Origin of the sequence: Paraburkholderia sp. MPAMCS5, from assembly GCF_036016995.1 — a bacterium.
Classification (GTDB): Bacteria; Pseudomonadota; Gammaproteobacteria; order Burkholderiales; family Burkholderiaceae; genus Paraburkholderia.
Map to the genome: position 1 here is coordinate 525,852 of NZ_JAYXBK010000001.1, position 17,858 is coordinate 543,709.

Below are 17,858 nucleotides of genomic sequence, written 5' to 3' on the forward strand. Positions count from 1 at the left end.
CAATGGAACGCTTTGAATCTTTGCGTGGATGGGGCCGCGCGGCCGCAAGCGGTTTGCTGATTGCGTTGCTCGCCGCATGTTCGGTGGAGCCCACGTACAAACGGCCCGACGTGGATACGCCGGTTGCATTCAAGGAAGCGCCGGTCGCGGCTTCCGGTGCATCGGCCGCCCCCGCGCAGGACACGGGCACGTGGAAGACCGCGCAGCCCGCCGACGACACGCATCGCGGGGAATGGTGGAAGATTTTCGGCGACCCCCAACTCGACGCGCTCGAAGCGCAGGCGGGAGCCGCGAATCAGGACCTGAAGGCGGCCGCGGCGCGCGTGCAGCAGGCGCGCGCGGTGACGCGCGCGGCTCGCTCGGACTGGTTTCCGAAACTCGATGCGGGCTTCGGTCCGACTCGCGAACGCGCGTCGGCGGCCTCGCAATTGCAGCCGGATAGCGCGGGCGGCACGACGGGCACCATCTGGCGCGCGCAAGTGGGCGCGTCGTATGAGGCCGATCTGTTCGGGCGTGTCGGGTCGAACGTGAACGCCTCCCGTGCGGACGAGCAGCAAAGCGAAGCGCTGTTCCGTTCGGTGCAGTTGTCGTTGCAGGCGGACGTCGCGCAAAACTACTTCCAGTTGCGCGAGCTGGATACGGATCAGCTCCTGTATCGCCGCACGGTCGAGTTACGTGAAGATGCGTTGAAGCTCGTCGAGCGTCGTTTCAAGGAAGGCGATATTGGCGAGCTGGATGTTTCGCGAGCCCGCAACGAACTCGCGAGCGCGCGTGCCGATGCGGTCGGCGTGGCGCGTCAACGCGCGGCGTCGGAGCATGGTCTCGCGATTCTGCTCGGCAAACCGCCGGCGGAATTCTCGTTCGCGGAAGCGCCGCTGGTGCCGGTCACGGCGCGTGTGCCGCCTGGTTTGCCTTCGGCGCTGCTGGAGCGCCGGCCGGATGTGTCGGCGGCCGAGCGCGCGATGGCGGCGGCAAACGCGCGCGTGGGTCTCGCGAAGTCGGCGTTCTTCCCCAAGCTCGATATCACCGGCGCATTCGGCTATGAGTCGGCTACGTTGGGCGATCTGTTCATGTGGTCGAGTCGCGCGTTCATTCTCGGGCCGCTGGCCGGCACGGCGTTGACGGTGCCGTTATTCGACGGTGGACGTCGCAAGGCGAATCTCGCGCAGGCGCGCGCGAAATATGACGAGGACGTCGCGCAATATCGTCAGCAGGTGCTGGTGGCGTTTCGTGAAGTCGAGGACAACCTGGCCGATCTGCGCCTGCTCGATGACCAGATGCGCGAGCAGAACAATGCAGTAGAGGCGTCGCAGCGCGCGGCGCATCTGTCGCGCACGCAGTACACGGAAGGCGCGGTGAGTTATCTCGACGTGATCGACGGCGAGCGGCAGGTGCTCACGTCGCAACTGCAAGCGAGCCATTTGCAGGGCACGCAGGCGGTGGCGACGGTGAATCTGATCCGCGCCCTCGGCGGCGGCTGGGGCGCGGCCTCGGCGGCCGATTCAACGGTGGGTTCCGCGTCGCCGTCCGCTGAACAGGTGGCGAAGCAGTAAGCGCTTTTATTACGGAGTGCTGGAGGAAAGCCGGATCGCGAGACGAGCGCGATCCGGCTTTTTTGTTTGCAAATCTTTTTTGCACTGTCGTGAAGCGCGACGCGGCGAGCCTCGGCTCCGCGATCGGCATGTCGCGCATCGATACGATCGTGCCGCTGTTGCCCGCGCTCTCGATCACCATGGCGATCCTGATTCTCGCGGACGCCGCGTTTCATGCGAGCGGCCATTATGGCGTGATCGAATTCGAAGAGGCATACAGGTTGCTCGCGCCGCTTGTCGGCACCCGTTGTTTGCTGTGGTTACCGCGGCGAATCTTTGGCTCGTCGTGCAGACGGTGGGATGGGGGCAATGAGCTGCGCGAATCGGGCGCAAAAAAAGGTCCGCTCAAAAACTGGGCGGACCTTTTAACTTGAGGCTTCGGTTCGAATCGGGCGGACCAGCCGTCATCGAGTCAATACATTGAGCAGGCGGCTCAGGCGGCTTCGGCGACCTGCGCGGCTTCGGCTGCTTCCTGGCGAGCGGCTGCGGCTTTCTTCGTCTTGCCGGCGCGCGACGGCGGCTGGCACGCGCCGCACACCACGTTGTGCTGCAAATCGTGTTTGTGCGCGACGAACTTGCCGGTGCAACGGCAGCACCTCGTCAATTGCAGAATGTCGGCGTCGAAGAAACGCACCAGCGTCCAGGCGCGCGTCAAATCCAGCACCGGTTCGGTTTCGCTGTGCTTGCAGTGTTCGAGATACAGGCGATAGCCCTTGGTCAGCGCATCGAGATGCGAGCAACGCGCTTCGTTCTTCAGGAACAGGTACGTGTTATAGAACAGCGACGCGTGGATGTTCGCGAGCCACGTCATGTACCAGTCCGCCGAAAACGGCAGCATGCCCTTGGGCGGCGATACGCCCTTCACCTCGCGATAGAGGCGGATCATGCGATCGCGCGAGAGCGTCAACTCGCTCTCCAGCACTTGCATGCGTGCGCCGAGTTCGATCAGCGCGATGGCACGAAATACTTCTTGTGCATCTTCCGTGAGGCTACGCTTGAGCATCGCAGGCACTCCGGTTAAGCGAATTGCTCGGCGGGCTGGCCTGCAAGCAGGATCGCCGCGTGAGTCGGAGCAACTGCGGTGTGCTTCGTCGTTTGCGTCAACGCCGACAACATCGCGTGGTCGTTGAAGCGGAAGAAACACAAAAGCTGGTCGGAAGAGGCCAGCTTGACGATCTGCGCGAGCGACAGCCCGGCAAGCAAATCAGCCAATTCCGACGACAGTCCCAGGCGGAACATTCCGACCGGCTTGTCCTCACGCAACATGCGTTGCGCAAGCATGATGTACGACAGGTTAATTTCGCGGATTGAGTCCAGCGTCTCGCTGCTACGGTCCATTTTTTGTGTTTCCGAAGCCCCGAATTACTAAGTCGGCTTTGTGCCGTTATGTCTTTTGTGCCTCGCCGAAAACGTTGTCCTTCGGCTACGAGTCGTGCCCTGAAACAGGTGCCGACCAATTTGATACAAGGAGTTACATTTCGTAACAGCTCGGGACGAATTGTATGAAGGGCAAAACAAGAAATCAATCCCTTCTCGAAAAAATATCTCAAAAAGATACATCAAATTTCGGTAACTTTTTCACGGGCCTGTAATACGCAATGCTGGATGGGTTTTGGGGTCGATCGGGAATTCGTCCGATCCATGAAAGCCCTTGCTGGACGGGGTGTTGCGCGTATCGTCCGCGCAACACCCGGAGGGCGGATGGAGAACCGGTAATTTAGTCCGGTACGAATGGGAGGGAAATTGGCCAAAGCAAAACGCGTAATAAATACCGTTTAATTGCGGCCTTTGGGGACAGACTTAAGTTGTAACGGATAGATGGCGCCCCGGTTACAAAATCCGGCATCCGGGGCAGCATCCGGGGCGGCATTCGGGAAGGCTTTGTAACTTCCCGTGTAACGTTTGAGCAGCTTCAGCAGCCGGTCGTGCGAACCCGCTCGACTTCCAGCCCGAACATCGGGCGCAGGCGAGTGCCCAGCACGTTTCCCGCGAATGCGGCGACGAGCCACAGCCAGCCGTGCAGGCTGCCCGAGACGATGCCGCTGAAATAGGCGCCGATGTTGCAACCATAGGCGAGACGGGCGCCGTAGCCGAGCATCAGGCCGCCGATCACCGCCGCGACCAGCGAGCGCGCCGGCACCTTCCACACCGGCGCGTAGCGCCCGGCGAGCGCCGCAGCCGCCATGGCGCCGAGAATGATGCCCACGTCCATCACCGTGGTGACGTCGTGTGTAACAGGCGCGGCCAGCGCGCCCGCGTTGGCGCGGGTGGCCCAGTACGGCCAGTTGACCACGTCGACGCCCAGCGCGCCGAACAGCTTGGCGCCCCACAACGCGAACGCGGACGTCACGCCCCACGGGCGGCCCGACAGCGCGAGGGTCGCGAAATTGAGCAGCACGAGCGCAATCGCGCCGACGAACAGCGGCCACGGCCCGTGCAGCCACGGCGACGCGCGCGGCGCGCGCGCCGGCTCGTTCACCAGCCGCCCATGACGCCGCCGCTCGATGAACACGGTCAGCGCCGCGATCGCCGCGAAAATCGCGAGATTCAGCGCGATGGCCGTACCGGCGCCGAGCGTTTTCACCATCGACAGGGGTTTCAGGGCCGGCAGCGCGGTCCAGAACGGCATGTGCGCGGTCGCCACGACGGAGCCCGTTACAAATGCCGCGAGCGTGACGATCATCCGCGTGCTGCCGCCGCCGACCGTGTACAGCGTGCCGGACGCACACCCGCCGCCCAACTGCATGCCGATGCCGAACATGAACGCCCCGACCAGCACGGACGTGCCGGCGGGCGCGACCAGCCCCGCGACCGGATGGCCGAACAGGCTGCCCGAAGCCAGCGCCGGGAAGAACAGCACGACGCCCACGGCGAGCATCAACATTTGCGCGCGCAGGCCGGCGCCGCGGCCGTCGGCGATAAAAACCCGCCACGCCGATGTAAAGCCGAACGCCGCGTGGTAGAGCGACATGCCGAGCAGCGCGCCGACGATATACCGCGCGGCCTGGCGGCCGCTGACCGTCTGCGCGAGATAGAGGGCGCCGAGCGCGAGCAGGAGAAGCGCGGCGCCGAGCGGCTTCGGATTGACCTCGAAACGGCGGGGCGCGCGTGGAACAGAAGTGGAAATATCGGACATGGTGAATTGAGAGGCAACGGCGCCGGCCGGCGGCCCGGCAAGCGTGGTTTGAATGACGACGTTAAAAAGCAATCGAAAAAGATAGCACGTCGTGCGGGTGCGCGCTGACGGGCGGCGCGTCGGCGGCCTCGATGTGGCGCGCGTTTGCCGTCAAGGGACACACGGGACCCGCGCCCGACACGCCAATCCTGCTTGCTACAATCAATTGCCGCGATGCGCCTCGTCCGAATAACCGCAGTCAATCTGCATGGAGACACTGTGCTTAAGAATCTCGATCCGCTGCTCAATGCCGACATCCTTCACGCGCTGCGGTCCATGGGCCATGGCGACGAACTCGTCATTTGCGACGCCAATTTTCCCGCCGATTCCGTTGCGCGCGGCACGGTGCTCGGCAAGCCGCTGCGTCTGGACGGCGTGAGTTCGCCGCGCGCGATCCGCGCCGTGCTCTCGGTGATGCCGCTCGACACGTTCATCGACCAACCGGCGTCGCGAATGGAAGTCGTCGGCGAGCCGCACACGCTTCCCGCCGTGCAACGCGAAGCGCAGGCCGAGGTCGATGCCGCGGAAGGGCGGGCGGTGCCGTTCGCGTCCATCGAACGGTTCGCGTTTTACGAGCGCGCGCGTCGAACCTATTGCGTGATCGCCACCGGCGAAGAACGCGGATACGGCTGCTTCGTTTTCACCAAAGGCGTTTTGCTCGCTCCCGACACGCCGCGGTCCTAGCCGACGCTTTGCCGCTTCGCGCAGTCGGCCGCGTGCGCGCTTGGAAAGCGCGGGCAATGCACATATGCTCAGAGGCAAAGTAGGGAACTGCGGCCTTTCGGCCGGGTCTGCTGCTTATTCATCTTCAGGAGCCCCTCATGACGCGTCCCGTCGATTCCGGCGTTATTCTCATTGCACGTTTTGCTCTCGCGATTCTGTTCCTCTGGGGTGGTGTGATGAAACTGCTGGGCTATGCGGGCTTTGCCGGCTATCTGCATTCGAAGGGCGTGCCGTTCGTGCAGATCGCCGCGCCAATCGCCGTCGCGATCGAGGCCTTGGGCGGGCTGTTGCTGATCGTCGGCTTCAAGGTGCGTCCGCTCGCGCTCATCATGGCCGTCTACACGGTGGCGACGGCGGTGCTGGGGCACGACTTCTGGAATGTGACGGACGCCGCCTTGCAGCGCGACATGGTGATTCATTTCTGGAAGAACATCGGAATCGCCGGGGGTTTTCTGCTGCTGTTCGTGACGGGCGCGGGGCGTATCAGCATCGACGGCGCGCGCGCGCCGCGCGGCGGCCTGGGTCTGTGAGCGCGCGTCGCGTCACTGTCCGTTGCAGTTGCAATCAAGGGAGCACATATGATTCAGAATTTCGAGCATTCCATGGGCGACACGGTCATGCACCTGTGTGCGAGTCTCGGTGAAGGGCCCACGCCGCATCGCGTGATCATCAGCCTTGCCGATTCCGCGAAAACGCTGGTGATTCTGGATGCGTCCGGTTTCCTCGGCGCCATCAAGGCCGAGATCGAGGACCCGGAAAAACTGATCGCCGACGCCATCAGCAAGGCCAAAAACGAAGGACTCATCGAAACCGCGCTCAATACCGGCACGATTCAGGAAGCGGCGCTGTAGCTCGCGCCTGATTGAAGACCGGCGATTCTCCGCTACTAACGGCCCCCGCGGCGACTCGATCCGCGTGGGCCGTTTTTTTTGAGCCGTCTACGTCGGACGGCATAACGGGACGGCAAAGGCGCAGGGCATGAGCGCATGGCACAAGCGCCCGGCACAAGCGCCCGGCACAAGCGCGATCTCAACGCGAATTGCCGACCCGCGTGGACTTCATCTCGCGCCGCGTCGAGGGCGACGCATGCGGCTGCGGATGCACGAGGCAGCTCATCACGCCGCCGAACACGAGCAGACCGACTGAAATGGCAGTGGCCGCTTGCATCCCCGAGACGATTTGCGCGGCGGCCGAGCCGCTGGCGAGCGCGCCGAATGCGGCCACACCGACCGCGCCGCCCGCCTGGCGCGCCGTGTTCAACACCGCCGAGGCGGTGCCCGCGCGTTGCGCTTCAGCCGACGCCAGCACGGCGGTGGTCATGGCCGGCACGGCGAGTCCCATGCCCGACGGAATCAGCAGGAACGGCAGCAGCAAGCCGACGAGCGGCGTGGTCGCATCGACGAAATGCAGCAGGCCGTAGCCGAGTCCGGCAGTGATCGCACCGGCGATCATCGGCACGCGCACGCCGAAGCGGCCAACCACCCAGCCGCTCGCCACGTTCGAAATCAGGAAGCCGCCCGTCAGCGGCAGGAACGCGAGGCCGGCCTGCAACGGCGTGTAGCCGCGCACCCGCTGAAGGTAGAGGCTCAGCACGAACACCATGCCGTAGTAAGTCAGGTTCACGCTGATGCCGAACAGCACGGCCGCGCTGAAACTGCGCTTGCGAAAGAGCGAGAGCGGCAGCATCGGCGCGAGCGCGCGTGCCTCGACAAAAACGAACGCGGCGCCGGCGAGCGCCGCCAGCACGAAGCCGCCCGCCACCAGCGGATGACCCACGCCGAGCGGCCGCCATTCGATCACCGCGGCGACGAACGCGGTCAACGCGACAATGGCGAGCGACTGGCCGCTCAGGTCGATGCCGCGCGGGCTCGCATCTGCTTTTGCCGCGTTTTGCGGATTCGGGCGCGCGTCGGCGGGACGCGGCACCCACAGCAAGGTCGCCAGGAAACCGGCCGCGCAGATCGGCAGATTGACGAGAAAGATGCTGCGCCAGCCGAACGCCGCGATCAGCAGGCCGCCCGCGACGGGGCCCGCCGCGATGGAGATCGCGCCCGCGGCCGTCCATAGCCCGACCGCGCGGGCGCGAAGCTTCGGATCGTGCCCGTACGACTGGTTCAGGAGCGCCAGCGAATTGGGCAGCATCGCGGCGGCGCCGATGCCTTGCAGCGCGCGCGCGGCGACCAGCATCGTGGCGTCGAGCGCCAGTCCGCACGCCAGCGACGCCAGCGCGAACAGCACCATGCCCGCGGCGTACAGCCGGCGCGCGCCGAAGCGGTCGCCGAGCGCGCCGGCCGACAGCATCAGCACGGCAAAGGCGAGCGTGTAGGCATCCACGACCCATTGCAGGCCCGCGACATTCGCGTGCAGGTTCGCGCCGATTTCCGGCAGCGCGATGTTGACGATGGTCACGTCGAGTTGCGTGACGACGAAGCCTACGCTGACGGTCGCAAGCACACGGCCGAGGGCGGGCGAAACGGGGTTTTTTAAGGAGTTCATGCGTACCATCGTAGGCTTGATCGCGCGCGCCATGTTTCGGGGCGGCGTGAAGTGTCGATGTCGGAAAAGCGCGGGTGCTGCCGGCGTGATGAAAAACTCGCGCAAGACGCGCTCCAGGCGCGTCCCATGGGTGTCCATGCGCGTCCAATGCGCGTCGAGAAACTTGCTCCCAAAACGGAAACGGCGCACCCGAAGGCGCGCCGTTTTCGCTTCACGGACGCAGGCGCCCGATCAACGCTTTTGCGGCGCGTCCTTGATGAACAGCGTGGTCAACGCGCCCAGCACGCAGATCGCGGCGACATACAGCGGCGCGGCCATCGGGTTGGACTTCATCATCAGCGACACGGCGATCGGCGTGAGGCCGCCGAACACCGCATACGCGACGTTGTACGAAAACGAAATGCCCGAGAAGCGCACCGCCGGCGGAAACGCCTTCACCATCACGAACGGAATCGCGCCGATCACGCCGACCAGCAGGCCGGCCGCGCCGTACAGCGGCACGAGCGCGGAGGTATCGACGGCCAGTTGCTGGAACATCACGTAATAGGTCACGGCCAGCGCGAGGCCGCCGATGAAAATCGTGCGCCCCGCGCCGACGCGGCCGGCGATCGAACCCGCCATCACGCAGCCGATCGTCAGGCACAGCGTCGCGACGCAGTTCGCGAGCAGCGCGGTGGCCGGCGTCACGTGAAACTGCTTTTGCAGCAGCGTCGGCGTCATCAGGATTACGACGACGATGGCGGCCGACAGCATCCACGTGAGCAGCATCGAGACGATCACCGCGCGGCCGTGGTCGCGCAGCACGGCCTTCAGCGGCACTTCGGCGGCAATCGCCTTGCGCTGTTTCAGTTCGGCGAAGACCGGCGTTTCGTGCAGCCAGCGGCGCAGGTAAACCGAAAACATGCCGAACACGCCGCCGATCAGGAACGGAATGCGCCATGCGTAATCGGTGATTTCAGCGGGCGCGAAGTGGCGATTCACCGCCGACGCGATCAGCGAGCCGAGCAGAATGCCGGCCGTCAGACCCGCCGTCAGCGTGCCGCACGCATAGCCGATGTGGCGCTGCGGGACGTGCTCCGACACGAACACCCACGCGCCCGGCACTTCGCCGCCGACGGCCGCGCCTTGCATCACGCGAAACAGCAGCAGGAGGACCGGCGCCATCACGCCGATGCTCGCGTAAGTGGGCAGGAGACCCATGATCAGCGTCGGCACGGACATGAGCAGCACGCTCAGCGTGAACATGCGCTTGCGGCCGAACAGGTCGCCGAAGTGCGCCATGACGATGCCGCCGAGCGGCCGCGCGAGGTAGCCCGCCGCGAAGATGCCGAAGGTCTGCACCTGCCGCAGCCAGTCCGGCATGGCGGCGGGGAAGAACAACTGGCCGATTGCCGGCGCGAAAAACACGAAGATGATGAAGTCGTAGAACTCCAGCGCGCCGCCGAGAGCGGCGAGGCCGAGCGTCTTGTAATCGCTGCGCGCAAGAGCGCGTGGGGTGGCAGCCTGCGCTCCACCCAGATTGGTCGCTTGCATTGCTATGTCGTTATCTTGAATTGAGAACCGCGTGTAGCGTGGAAAACGGCGGTCGTCGGGCGAGAAGTGTGACAGGAGCTGGGTAGAGCGCGGGACACCGGCGCGCCGGCCCGGGTAGGGCGGCACGATGACGACGGAAGCCAGCGCGGGATTTTACAGGATGAAAGCGATTTGTTTCGGGAAGTGCTTAATTAGATTGGGAAAGTTTCATTGAAGCCACGCTGGCCGAGGCCGCGCGGCGCTGCTTTGCGTGTGCGACCGTTGTAGTCCGTCGGCCGATTGCCAACGGATTCGTCTGAACGAACGCCAAATTAGGACTGGTCCTATGGGATCGGGTGGACGCGCCTTCGAGAATCGCCTCCACGCTATCTCTTACGAGTGATCCCATGCGCATTGCCATTCTTCAACGTGACCCCGTCGTGCGTCAGTCGATTGAAAAGATACTCACGACCGCCGGCCATACCTGCGCGGGCTACGACGACGGCCTCACCATGTCGAAATCGCTTGCCCGGTCCACCGTGGATCTGCTGGTGCTGGACTGGCACGGCACGCGTCTGTCGGGCACCGAGGTGTTGAGAACGGCGCGCGCCGTCGGCGGCGACCGCGTGCCGGTCGTGTTCGTGTCGCGAGACGCGTCGGAGGAGAGCATGGTGCGCGCATTCGTCAACGGCGCCGACGACTACGTCGCGTTGCCGCTGCGCCCGGCGGAATTTCGCGAGCGCGTCACGGCGCTCCTGCGGCGCGCCTACCCGGACCGCTTCGGCACCGCGAGCTTCGACGTCGGTCCGTACCGTTTCGACACGCATCGCCAGATCGTCACGCTGCGCGGCCAGCCGGTCGCGCTATCCGGCACGCAGTACCGGCTGGCTTCGCTGTTCTTCTCGAATATTGGCCGCGTGATGTCGCGCGATCACATCTTCGCGATGGTGTGGGGCCGCGAATTCCGTGAGTTCACGCGCACCATCGACAGCCATGTGTCGCGGCTGCGCCTGTTGCTCGAAATCGAGCCGCAAAACGAGTTTCGCTTGCAGCCGGTTTATAAGAGCGGCTACAGGCTGCTGCATCTGCGTCACGAAGAACCGCTGCACGCGGAGAAGCAGGCCGCCTGACACCGCTCGCGGTGCTCAAAGGCTCGGCAACGCGGGCCGCGTTTCGAGCGAGCGGCGAATCAGTTTTTCCACCGCCGCGCGCTCGTCGCCCACAAGAGGCAGGCGCGGCGGGCGCACCGGCTCCGTGCCGAGGCCGACCATCGTTTCGGCCAGCTTGATGTTCTGAACCAACTTCGACGAAACATCGAGCGCGAGCAGCGGAGCGAACCAGCGGTAAATCGCCCGCGCCTCTTCCAGGCGCCCGGCCTTCAGCAGCTTGTAGATCGCCACCGTCTCGCGCGGAAACGCGCACACGAGACCGGCCACCCAGCCATGCGCACCCATCAGGATGGCTTCCATCGCCAGATTGTCGACGCCGCACAGAATCGCGAAGCGGTCGCCGACTTCGTTGATCAGATCGGTCACGCGCCGCACGTCGCCGCATGATTCCTTGATCGCGACGATTTTCTTCTCGTCGGCGATTTCCGCGAACATGCCCGGCGTCATGTCGACGCCGTACGCGAGCGGATTGTTATAGATCATGAGCGGCAACGCGCTCGCGTCGGCCACGCTGCGGAAATGGTGCAGCGTCTCGCGCCGGTCGGACAGATAGCGCAGGCCCGGCAGCACCATGAAACCGGCCGCGCCGCGGCGGCTGCCGGCTTCGGCCTGGCGGCAGGCGTCGAGCGTGCTGTTTTCCGCAATGGTCAACAGCACCGGCACGCGGCCGCGCGACGCTTCCACGGCGATATCGAGCACTTGCAGCTTTTCGTCCAGCGAGAGTGTCGACGCTTCTCCCAGCGATCCGCACACGATGATGCCGTCCACGCCCGCGTCGATCTGCGCTTCGATATTCTTGCCGGTCCACGCGCGGTCTATGCTGAAATCCGCGTTGAACTTGGTGGTGACCGCAGGCAATACGCCTTCCCAGATATGCGCCACGTCTGCTCTCCTGATTGTGATGAAGTGAAGCGCAGTGTAAGCAGCGAAAACGCCGCCGTCTTGCGTCAATCGCGCGTGACGGGTGACGATTTCGGCATAATTCGCTCGGCTGGCGGGCGCGTGCTAACCAGATTCCAGCTTGTTTCGAGACGGCGGCCGGCCAGCGTGGCGTGAGCGCACGGCAACCGGCTGGCGAAATCTCCGCATGCGCGGCTGGTCTGCTGGATCAGCAGGCAAACGCGGCGCGGCTTAAAGCGCGTCGCGTCGCGGCACGCCGCCGACTCTATGCTGAAATCGTCACAATCCACGCGCAGGCGCACCAAGACTCGGGCGGTCGCCGTTCCTACCATGGGCGTCATGAAAACGCTCAATATCATCGACTCGCACACCGGCGGTGAACCGACCCGCCTCGTGGTATCCGGCGGCCCGGACCTCGGCGGCGGACCGCTCGCGCAACGGCTCGACGTATTCCGCTCGCGCTTCGACGACTGGCGCGCCGGCATCGCTACCGAACCGCGCGGCTCGGACGTCGTGGTCGGCGCGCTGCTGTGCGAACCCGACGACCCGTCGTGCGCGGCCGGCGTGATCTTCTTCAACAATGTCGGCTATCTCGGCATGTGCGGTCACGGCACCATCGGCCTCGTCGTGTCGCTCGCGCATATGGGGCGCATCGGGCCGGGACGGCATCGGATCGAGACGCCGGTCGGCGTGGTCGAAGCCACGCTCAATGAAGACGGCAGCGTCGCGGTGCGCAATGTGCCGGCCTATCGTTATCGCGCGGCCGTTCAGGTCGATGTGCCCGGCCACGGCCTGTTGACGGGCGACATCGGCTGGGGCGGCAACTGGTTTTTTCTCGTCGCCGACCATGGGCGCTCGCTGGAGGCGTCGCGCATCGCGGAGTTGACGGCGTTCAGCGGCGCGATTCGCGACGCGCTGATCGCGCAGCGCATCACCGGTGCGGACGGCGCGCTGATCGACCATATCGAACTCTTCGGGCCCGCTTCGCGCGAGGGCCTCGACAGCCGCAGTTTCGTGCTGTGTCCCGGCAACGCATACGACCGCTCGCCGTGCGGCACCGGCACGAGCGCGAAAGTCGCGTGTCTCGCGGCGGACGGCAAGCTCGCGGAAGGCGCGGTGTGGCGGCAGGAGAGCATTATCGGCAGCGTGTTCGAGGCGAGCTACCAGCAAGCCGGCGACGGCGTGTCGGTGATTCCGACCATCACCGGTCACGCGCACATCACGGCGGAAGGGCGGCTCTGCTTCGACGAGCGCGATCCGTTCGCGTGGGGCATCCGCACGGCATGACAGCGGATGCGTTGATCGTCGGCGCGGGCATTGTCGGCGCGGCCTGCGCGGCGGAACTGGCCGCGCTCGGCATGCGGGTCGAGGTGCTCGACGCGCAAGGCATCGGCGGCGGCGCGACGGCGGCGGGCATGGGCCATATCGTCGTGATGAACGACTCGCCGGCGGAGTTCGCGCTATGCCGCTACTCGCGCGACCTGTGGCTGGAACTCGCGCCGCAGCTGCGCGCGCGCGACGCGTTTGCGCGCTGCGGGACGCTCTGGCTCGCCGCCGACGAAGAAGAGTGGCAAGCCGCCCGCGCGATGCACGCCGGATTCGAAGCGCAGGGCATCGCCGCGCAATTGCTCGACGCATCCGCGCTGCGTGCCTGCGAGCCGGCGCTTGACGCGTCGCTGGTGGGCGGGTTGCGCATCGGGCACGACAGCATCGTGTATGCGCCGAGCGCCGCCGAATGGCTGCTGACGCAATCGCCGGCGGCCAGCAGGATCGCGGTGCGTCCCGGCACGCCCGTTCGTTCCGCCGATGCCACGGGCGTGACGCTGGCCAACGGCGAGCGTCGCCGCGCGGCGCACGTGATCGTCGCGAACGGGCTCGGCGCGCAGGAACTGATACCGGCGCTGCCGCTGGAACCGAAAAAAGGCCATCTGCTGATTACTGACCGTTATCCCGAGCTGATCCGCCATCAACTGCTGGAACTCGGCTATATCAAGAGCGCGCATCACGCGGTTGGCACGTCGGTCGCGTTCAATGCGCAGCCGCGGCCGACCGGGCAAGTGCTGATCGGCTCGTCGCGCCAGTTCGGCACGACCGATCCCGCCGTCGAGATGCCCGTGCTCGCGCGCATGCTGCAACGCGCCGCGCGCTATCTGCCGATGCTGCCGCACCTCAACGGCATCCGCGCCTGGACCGGCTTTCGCGCGGCATCGCCGGATGGACTGCCGTTGATCGGCCCCGCCGGCGATGCCGCGCCCGGCGTGTGGCTTGCCATTGGCCACGAGGGCCTCGGCGTGACGACGTCGCTCGCGACGGCGAAGCTGCTGGCGGCGCAGATCGTCGGAAGCGCGGCGGCGATTCCCGTCGAGCCTTATTTGCCGGGCCGTTTCGGGCAAGAGGTGACGCATGAATGAGAGCGGCGCGGCGCGCGTTCGCGTGAGCATCGACGGCCAGGCTGTCGAGGTGGACGCCGGCACGACGGTGGCGGCGGCGCTGGTTCTGGCCGGCGCGCGCAGCGGCACACGCGTGTCGGTCGGCGGCGAGCCGCGTGCCGCGCTGTGCGGCATGGGCGTGTGCCAGGAATGCCGCGTGACGATCGACGGCCGCGCGCACGCGCTGGCCTGCCAGACGCTTTGCCGCGACGGCCAGACGGTGCGCACCGAGAAGGCGGACCCACGATGAAGCCGCGGTTTCCGCTTATTGCGCCGGATACTGGCCGCCACGTTTCCATCACGCACGACAACAAGGCGCGTCTCCGATGACCCAGCACTTCGACGTAATCGTGACCGGCGCCGGTCCAGCCGGTCTGAACGCCGCGCTCGCGGCGGCGCGCGAAGGCGCGACGGTCGCCTTGCTCGACGACAACCCATGCGCCGGCGGCCAGATCTGGCGTCAAGGTCCGGGCCACTCGCGCCAGGCGCCACTGCAAGATTTGCTCGACGCCTTGAGCCGTCAGCGCAACGTCACGTGTTTTCCCTCCGCTCGCGTCATCGGGCCTCTCGCGCCGCGTGGACTGCTGGTCGAATCGGCGGAACACGGCGGCGTTTGCCTGACGTATGAGCGCCTGATTCTCGCGACCGGCGCGCGCGAGCGCCTGCTGCCCTTCGCGGGCTGGACCTTGCCCGGCGTGACCGGCGCGGGCGCGTTGCAGGCGCTGATCAAAGGCGGCATGCCGATGCAAGGCGAGCGCGTCGTGATTGCCGGCAGCGGACCTTTGCTGATTGCCGCATTGGCCACCGCGCGCGCGGCGGGCGCGCGGGTGCTCGCGGTCGTGGAGCAGGCGCGCGCGGTCGATGTCGCCCGCTTCGGCGCGTCGCTCGTTCGCGAACCTGCGAAGCTGCGCCAGGCGTTGAGCATGACGCGCGGCTTCGCCGGCCTGCATTACTGGACGGACAGCACGGTGCAGGCGGCGCGCGGCGAAGGCCGCGTGCAAAGCGTGACGATCCGGCGCGGGGGGCGCAGCGTGACGCTCGCGTGCGAGCGCATCGCGTGCGGCTTTGGGCTCGTGCCGAACGTGACGCTGGCGCAGGCGCTTGGCTGCGCGATCGATCAAGCGGGCGGCATTGTGGTCGACGCCGCGCAGCGGACCTCGGTGGATGCCGTGTTCGCGGCCGGCGAGTGCACGGGTGTGGGCGGCGCGGAACTGGCAGCGGTGGAAGGCGAACTCGCGGGCCTCGCGGCAAGCGGCGCAACGCGGGAGCGCGGCGCGCTGCACGTGCGGCGCGCGCGCTGGCTGCGCTTCGCGGCGCGCGTCGAGGCGGCCTTTGCGTTGCAGCCGGCCGCGTGCACGCCACCCGGCGACGACACGCTGCTGTGCCGGTGCGAGGACGTCAGCATCGGCGAAGTGCGGAGGTTCCAGAATTGGCGCGACGCGAAGCTGCACACGCGTTGCGGGATGGGCGCCTGCCAGGGAAAGATCTGCGGGCTCGCCGCGAATCTGTACTTCGGCTGGCCGGCGGCGAATCCGCGTCCGCCGTTCAGTCCGGCGCAGATCGGCACGCTGATGGCGGCGGGCGCGCACGCGCCGCTGGCCGAATGACTCACGCCGGATGACTCACGCCGGATGACTCACGCCGGATGACTCACGCCGCCTTGCGCCCGCGAGCGGATTTTGGCGGCCAGGACACCGCTTTATAATCGATCGCGAATCGACCGCACGCGAGGCGCCGGGCCATACAACGCCCATGCAATGCCGCGCACGCGCTCTCACACACGGCTCGCACCGACGGAACCCGCACGATGAACACGCTAGCTTTTCAGCTCGCGCCAGACGAAGCCTCGTTCTCCGGCATGCTGTCGCACTTCAGGCAACTCGAACCCGTTTTCGACGCGCTTCCCGATGTCGTCTTCTTCGTGAAGGACGCCGACGCGCGCTATGCGATCGTCAACCGCACGTTGGCTTCGCGCTGCGGCTTCAAGGAAAAGGCCGCGCTCCTGGGCAAGACCGCCGAAGACGTGTTTCCGCGGCGCTTCGGCCGCATCTACACGGCACAGGACGAGGGCGTGATTCACGTCGGCAACCAGATGATCGACCAGCTGGAGTTGCATCTGTATCCGGGCCGCCAGCCGGGCTGGTGTCTGACCACCAAGCAGCCGTTGCGCGACGCGGCGGGCAACGTGGTCGGCCTCGCCGGCATCTCGCGCGATCTGCGGGCGGACGAAAGCAGTCATCCGGCTTACAGCCGGCTCGCGGCGGTGGTGCAGTTCATCCAGGAAAACTATGTGCAGCCGTTGAACCTGAAGCAGCTTGCGGCGATGGCGGATATGTCGGTCGCGCAACTGGAGCGCTATTTCCACAAGGTCTTTCACCTGACGCCGCGCCAGGTTCTGCTGAAGACGCGCCTCGACGCCGCCACCGCGCTGCTGGTTTCCCACGACAAAGTCACCGACGTCGCCGCGCTGTGCGGCTACACGGATCACAGCGCCTTCACGCGTCAGTTCAAGGCGACCGTGGGCGTCACGCCGACCGAATACCGGATGCTGCTGCACGGCACTTCGCGAAGTTGATGCGCGGCTCATGGTTCGTCGCAAGCATCACTATTATGTGTACGTCGTCGCGCTCGACGACAAGGTCTGGAACGAGGCGCGCTTTCGCCGCGCGAATCCGGATTACCGGTTCGACAAGCCTTGCGTGTATGTGGGGATGACCGGGCTCGATCCCGATCTGCGGTTCGACCGGCATAAGGCCGGCATTCAGGCCAATCGCTATGTGCGCGACTACGGCTTGCGTCTGATGCCCGAATTGTACGAAGTGTTCAATCCCATGCCGTATCGCGGCGCACAGGACATGGAAGTGGAGCTGGCGATTGGACTACGCGAGGCAGGCTACGGCGTCTGGCAGGCGTAAGCGCCGGTATTCGAGCTGTTATTCGTGCCGTTATCCGCGCCGTTATTTCACGCCGAGGCCGCGCAGCACGGCGTTGCCTTCAGGCGTGAGTCGAATGCGCGCGCCTGCTTCGTTCGAGATGGTTTCGATCAGGCCGGCTTCGTGCAGTTGCGGAATCTCGGGTTTCGCGGACGCGTCGATGGGCGCGTGCAGCAGAAGCAGCAGCGTCGCGAGTTCGTGATGGCTGAGCAGGCGGCGCAGGATGGTCGGGCGCCTGGCGGGAACCGATGTTTCGTTGGTATTCTGTTCGGGCTGGTTCATAGTGCGCACCTCGTGCGGGTTCGTGTCCGAGGCATGATGAGGACGAAGTCTTAAACGATTCTTAAGCGGCATTGTCCTGTAACACCGTGACACGAAGATGGCGCCGGCGCACCTTACCAACGCTTAACGCACGCGACTTTTTGCCTTACGGCGCGCAGGTTTTCGCGGCCGCTTCGATCCACAGATTGTTCACATGACGCTTGCCCGCATAGAAGCGGTAAGTGGTCGCGCCATTGTCGCTGCGCACCTTGATGATGTTCGAATCGCCGAAGTCCAGCATCTGGCCTTGCGGGATCGACGTGGACTTGAACGCGGCGTTGTGATTCGTGGCCAGTTGCGTGAGGCAGGCGACCACGTCGTCGACCGAGCGCTGCGTGGTGGTGTCCGTGACCGGCTCGCCGGCATCCGGGTTCTTCTGAAAGTAGGCGCAAGCGCTGAGCAAGAGGGGAACTGACAGGACTACGGCAAACTTCTTCATATCTCTCCTGGCGTGTCATTTGGCCGACACCGGCTGCGAAAACCGGGCCGGCGCGGCCCGCGAATCAAGGCGCCATTATATCGGGCCGAGACGCCTCGACCGCCGATGCCGCAGGGCGCGTGCCCGAGCGAGCACAACGCGCCGCTTTCAGAGAGCCTGACGCGCCTTT

At 65.6% G+C, this 17,858-nt stretch carries 19 protein-coding genes and 1 pseudogene; 12 read left to right on the top strand and 8 right to left on the bottom strand.

Annotated elements, in window-relative coordinates:
- Nucleotides 1-2 precede the first annotated feature (2 nt).
- Both VOM14_RS02455 and VOM14_RS02460 read left to right on the top strand, forming a co-directional pair.
- Nucleotides 3-1,553: an efflux transporter outer membrane subunit gene (locus VOM14_RS02455; RefSeq protein ID WP_327627066.1), complete on the top strand. Its 1,551-nt coding sequence runs from the start codon at nt 3-5 to the stop codon at nt 1,551-1,553.
- A gap of 89 nt (nt 1,554-1,642) precedes the next feature.
- Nucleotides 1,643-1,837 (top strand): annotated as a pseudogene (locus VOM14_RS02460) (divalent metal cation transporter); the annotation flags it as partial.
- A gap of 188 nt (nt 1,838-2,025) precedes the next feature.
- Here VOM14_RS02460 and flhC read toward each other — a convergent pair.
- The 3 genes from flhC to VOM14_RS02475 all read right to left on the bottom strand — a co-directional run bounded on the left by flhC (nt 2,026) and on the right by VOM14_RS02475 (nt 4,728).
- Complete coding sequence (flhC, locus tag VOM14_RS02465) at nt 2,026-2,595, bottom strand: flagellar transcriptional regulator FlhC (RefSeq protein WP_327627067.1); 570 nt, start codon at nt 2,593-2,595, stop codon at nt 2,026-2,028.
- Nucleotides 2,596-2,609: 14 nt separating this feature from the next.
- Entirely contained in the window at nt 2,610-2,930 is a 321-nt protein-coding gene (gene flhD, locus VOM14_RS02470; protein WP_327627068.1) for a flagellar transcriptional regulator FlhD, read from the bottom strand.
- Nucleotides 2,931-3,504: 574 nt separating this feature from the next.
- Complete coding sequence (locus VOM14_RS02475; protein ID WP_327627069.1) at nt 3,505-4,728, bottom strand: YeeE/YedE family protein; 1,224 nt, start codon at nt 4,726-4,728, stop codon at nt 3,505-3,507.
- Nucleotides 4,729-4,986: 258 nt separating this feature from the next.
- On the opposite strand from VOM14_RS02475, the gene VOM14_RS02480 reads away from it, so the two are divergent.
- From VOM14_RS02480 to VOM14_RS02490, 3 genes are all read left to right on the top strand, one after another.
- On the top strand, nt 4,987-5,451 hold the full coding sequence (locus VOM14_RS02480; RefSeq protein ID WP_327627070.1) for an RbsD/FucU family protein: 465 nt from the start codon (nt 4,987-4,989) through the stop codon (nt 5,449-5,451).
- Between the two features lie 137 nt (nt 5,452-5,588).
- A complete protein-coding gene (locus VOM14_RS02485; RefSeq protein ID WP_327627071.1) occupies nt 5,589-6,020 on the top strand; it encodes a DoxX family protein in 432 nt (143 codons plus the stop codon).
- A 48-nt stretch (nt 6,021-6,068) separates the two neighbouring features.
- Nucleotides 6,069-6,341: a hypothetical protein gene (locus VOM14_RS02490; RefSeq protein WP_327627072.1), complete on the top strand. Its 273-nt coding sequence runs from the start codon at nt 6,069-6,071 to the stop codon at nt 6,339-6,341.
- Between the two features lie 178 nt (nt 6,342-6,519).
- Here the strand turns inward: VOM14_RS02490 and VOM14_RS02495 are convergent, their stop codons facing one another.
- Nucleotides 6,520-7,995 (bottom strand): MFS transporter, encoded by a 1,476-nt coding sequence (locus tag VOM14_RS02495; RefSeq protein ID WP_327627073.1) that lies wholly within the window; start codon nt 7,993-7,995, stop codon nt 6,520-6,522.
- 222 nt (nt 7,996-8,217) lie between these two features.
- A complete protein-coding gene (locus tag VOM14_RS02500) occupies nt 8,218-9,519 on the bottom strand; it encodes an MFS transporter (protein WP_327627074.1) in 1,302 nt (433 codons plus the stop codon).
- Between the two features lie 386 nt (nt 9,520-9,905).
- Between VOM14_RS02500 and VOM14_RS02505 the strand changes: the two genes are divergently transcribed.
- Nucleotides 9,906-10,628, top strand: coding sequence for a response regulator transcription factor (locus VOM14_RS02505; protein WP_327627075.1), 723 nt, complete (start codon nt 9,906-9,908; stop codon nt 10,626-10,628).
- Between the two features lie 15 nt (nt 10,629-10,643).
- Here VOM14_RS02505 and VOM14_RS02510 read toward each other — a convergent pair whose 3' ends face one another.
- On the bottom strand, nt 10,644-11,549 hold the full coding sequence (locus VOM14_RS02510; protein ID WP_327627076.1) for a dihydrodipicolinate synthase family protein: 906 nt from the start codon (nt 11,547-11,549) through the stop codon (nt 10,644-10,646).
- A gap of 348 nt (nt 11,550-11,897) precedes the next feature.
- Here VOM14_RS02510 and VOM14_RS02515 point away from each other — a divergent pair, with 348 nt between their 5' ends.
- From VOM14_RS02515 to VOM14_RS02540, 6 genes are all read left to right on the top strand, one after another.
- Complete coding sequence (locus VOM14_RS02515) at nt 11,898-12,854, top strand: 4-hydroxyproline epimerase (protein ID WP_327627077.1); 957 nt, start codon at nt 11,898-11,900, stop codon at nt 12,852-12,854.
- Complete coding sequence (locus VOM14_RS02520) at nt 12,851-13,978, top strand: NAD(P)/FAD-dependent oxidoreductase (protein ID WP_327627415.1); 1,128 nt, start codon at nt 12,851-12,853, stop codon at nt 13,976-13,978. Before VOM14_RS02515 ends, VOM14_RS02520 begins: the two co-directional genes overlap by 4 nt.
- Nucleotides 13,971-14,246: a 2Fe-2S iron-sulfur cluster-binding protein gene (locus VOM14_RS02525; protein ID WP_327627078.1), complete on the top strand. Its 276-nt coding sequence runs from the start codon at nt 13,971-13,973 to the stop codon at nt 14,244-14,246. The genes VOM14_RS02520 and VOM14_RS02525 overlap by 8 nt, the downstream gene beginning before the upstream one ends.
- 76 nt (nt 14,247-14,322) lie before the next feature.
- Nucleotides 14,323-15,603, top strand: a complete 1,281-nt coding sequence (locus VOM14_RS02530) for an FAD-dependent oxidoreductase (protein ID WP_327627079.1) — start codon at nt 14,323-14,325, stop codon at nt 15,601-15,603.
- 200 nt (nt 15,604-15,803) lie between these two features.
- Complete coding sequence (locus VOM14_RS02535; RefSeq protein WP_327627080.1) at nt 15,804-16,571, top strand: AraC family transcriptional regulator; 768 nt, start codon at nt 15,804-15,806, stop codon at nt 16,569-16,571.
- Nucleotides 16,572-16,581: 10 nt separating this feature from the next.
- Nucleotides 16,582-16,911, top strand: coding sequence for a hypothetical protein (locus tag VOM14_RS02540; RefSeq protein ID WP_327627081.1), 330 nt, complete (start codon nt 16,582-16,584; stop codon nt 16,909-16,911).
- A gap of 42 nt (nt 16,912-16,953) precedes the next feature.
- Here the strand turns inward: VOM14_RS02540 and VOM14_RS02545 are convergent, their stop codons facing one another.
- Both VOM14_RS02545 and VOM14_RS02550 read right to left on the bottom strand, forming a co-directional pair.
- Nucleotides 16,954-17,211, bottom strand: a complete 258-nt coding sequence (locus VOM14_RS02545; protein ID WP_327627082.1) for a hypothetical protein — start codon at nt 17,209-17,211, stop codon at nt 16,954-16,956.
- Between the two features lie 145 nt (nt 17,212-17,356).
- The gene (locus tag VOM14_RS02550) at nt 17,357-17,689 is read right to left on the bottom strand and encodes a hypothetical protein (protein WP_327627083.1); all 333 of its coding nucleotides are present in this window, start codon (nt 17,687-17,689) and stop codon (nt 17,357-17,359) included.
- Between the last annotated feature and the right edge of the window lie 169 nt (nt 17,690-17,858).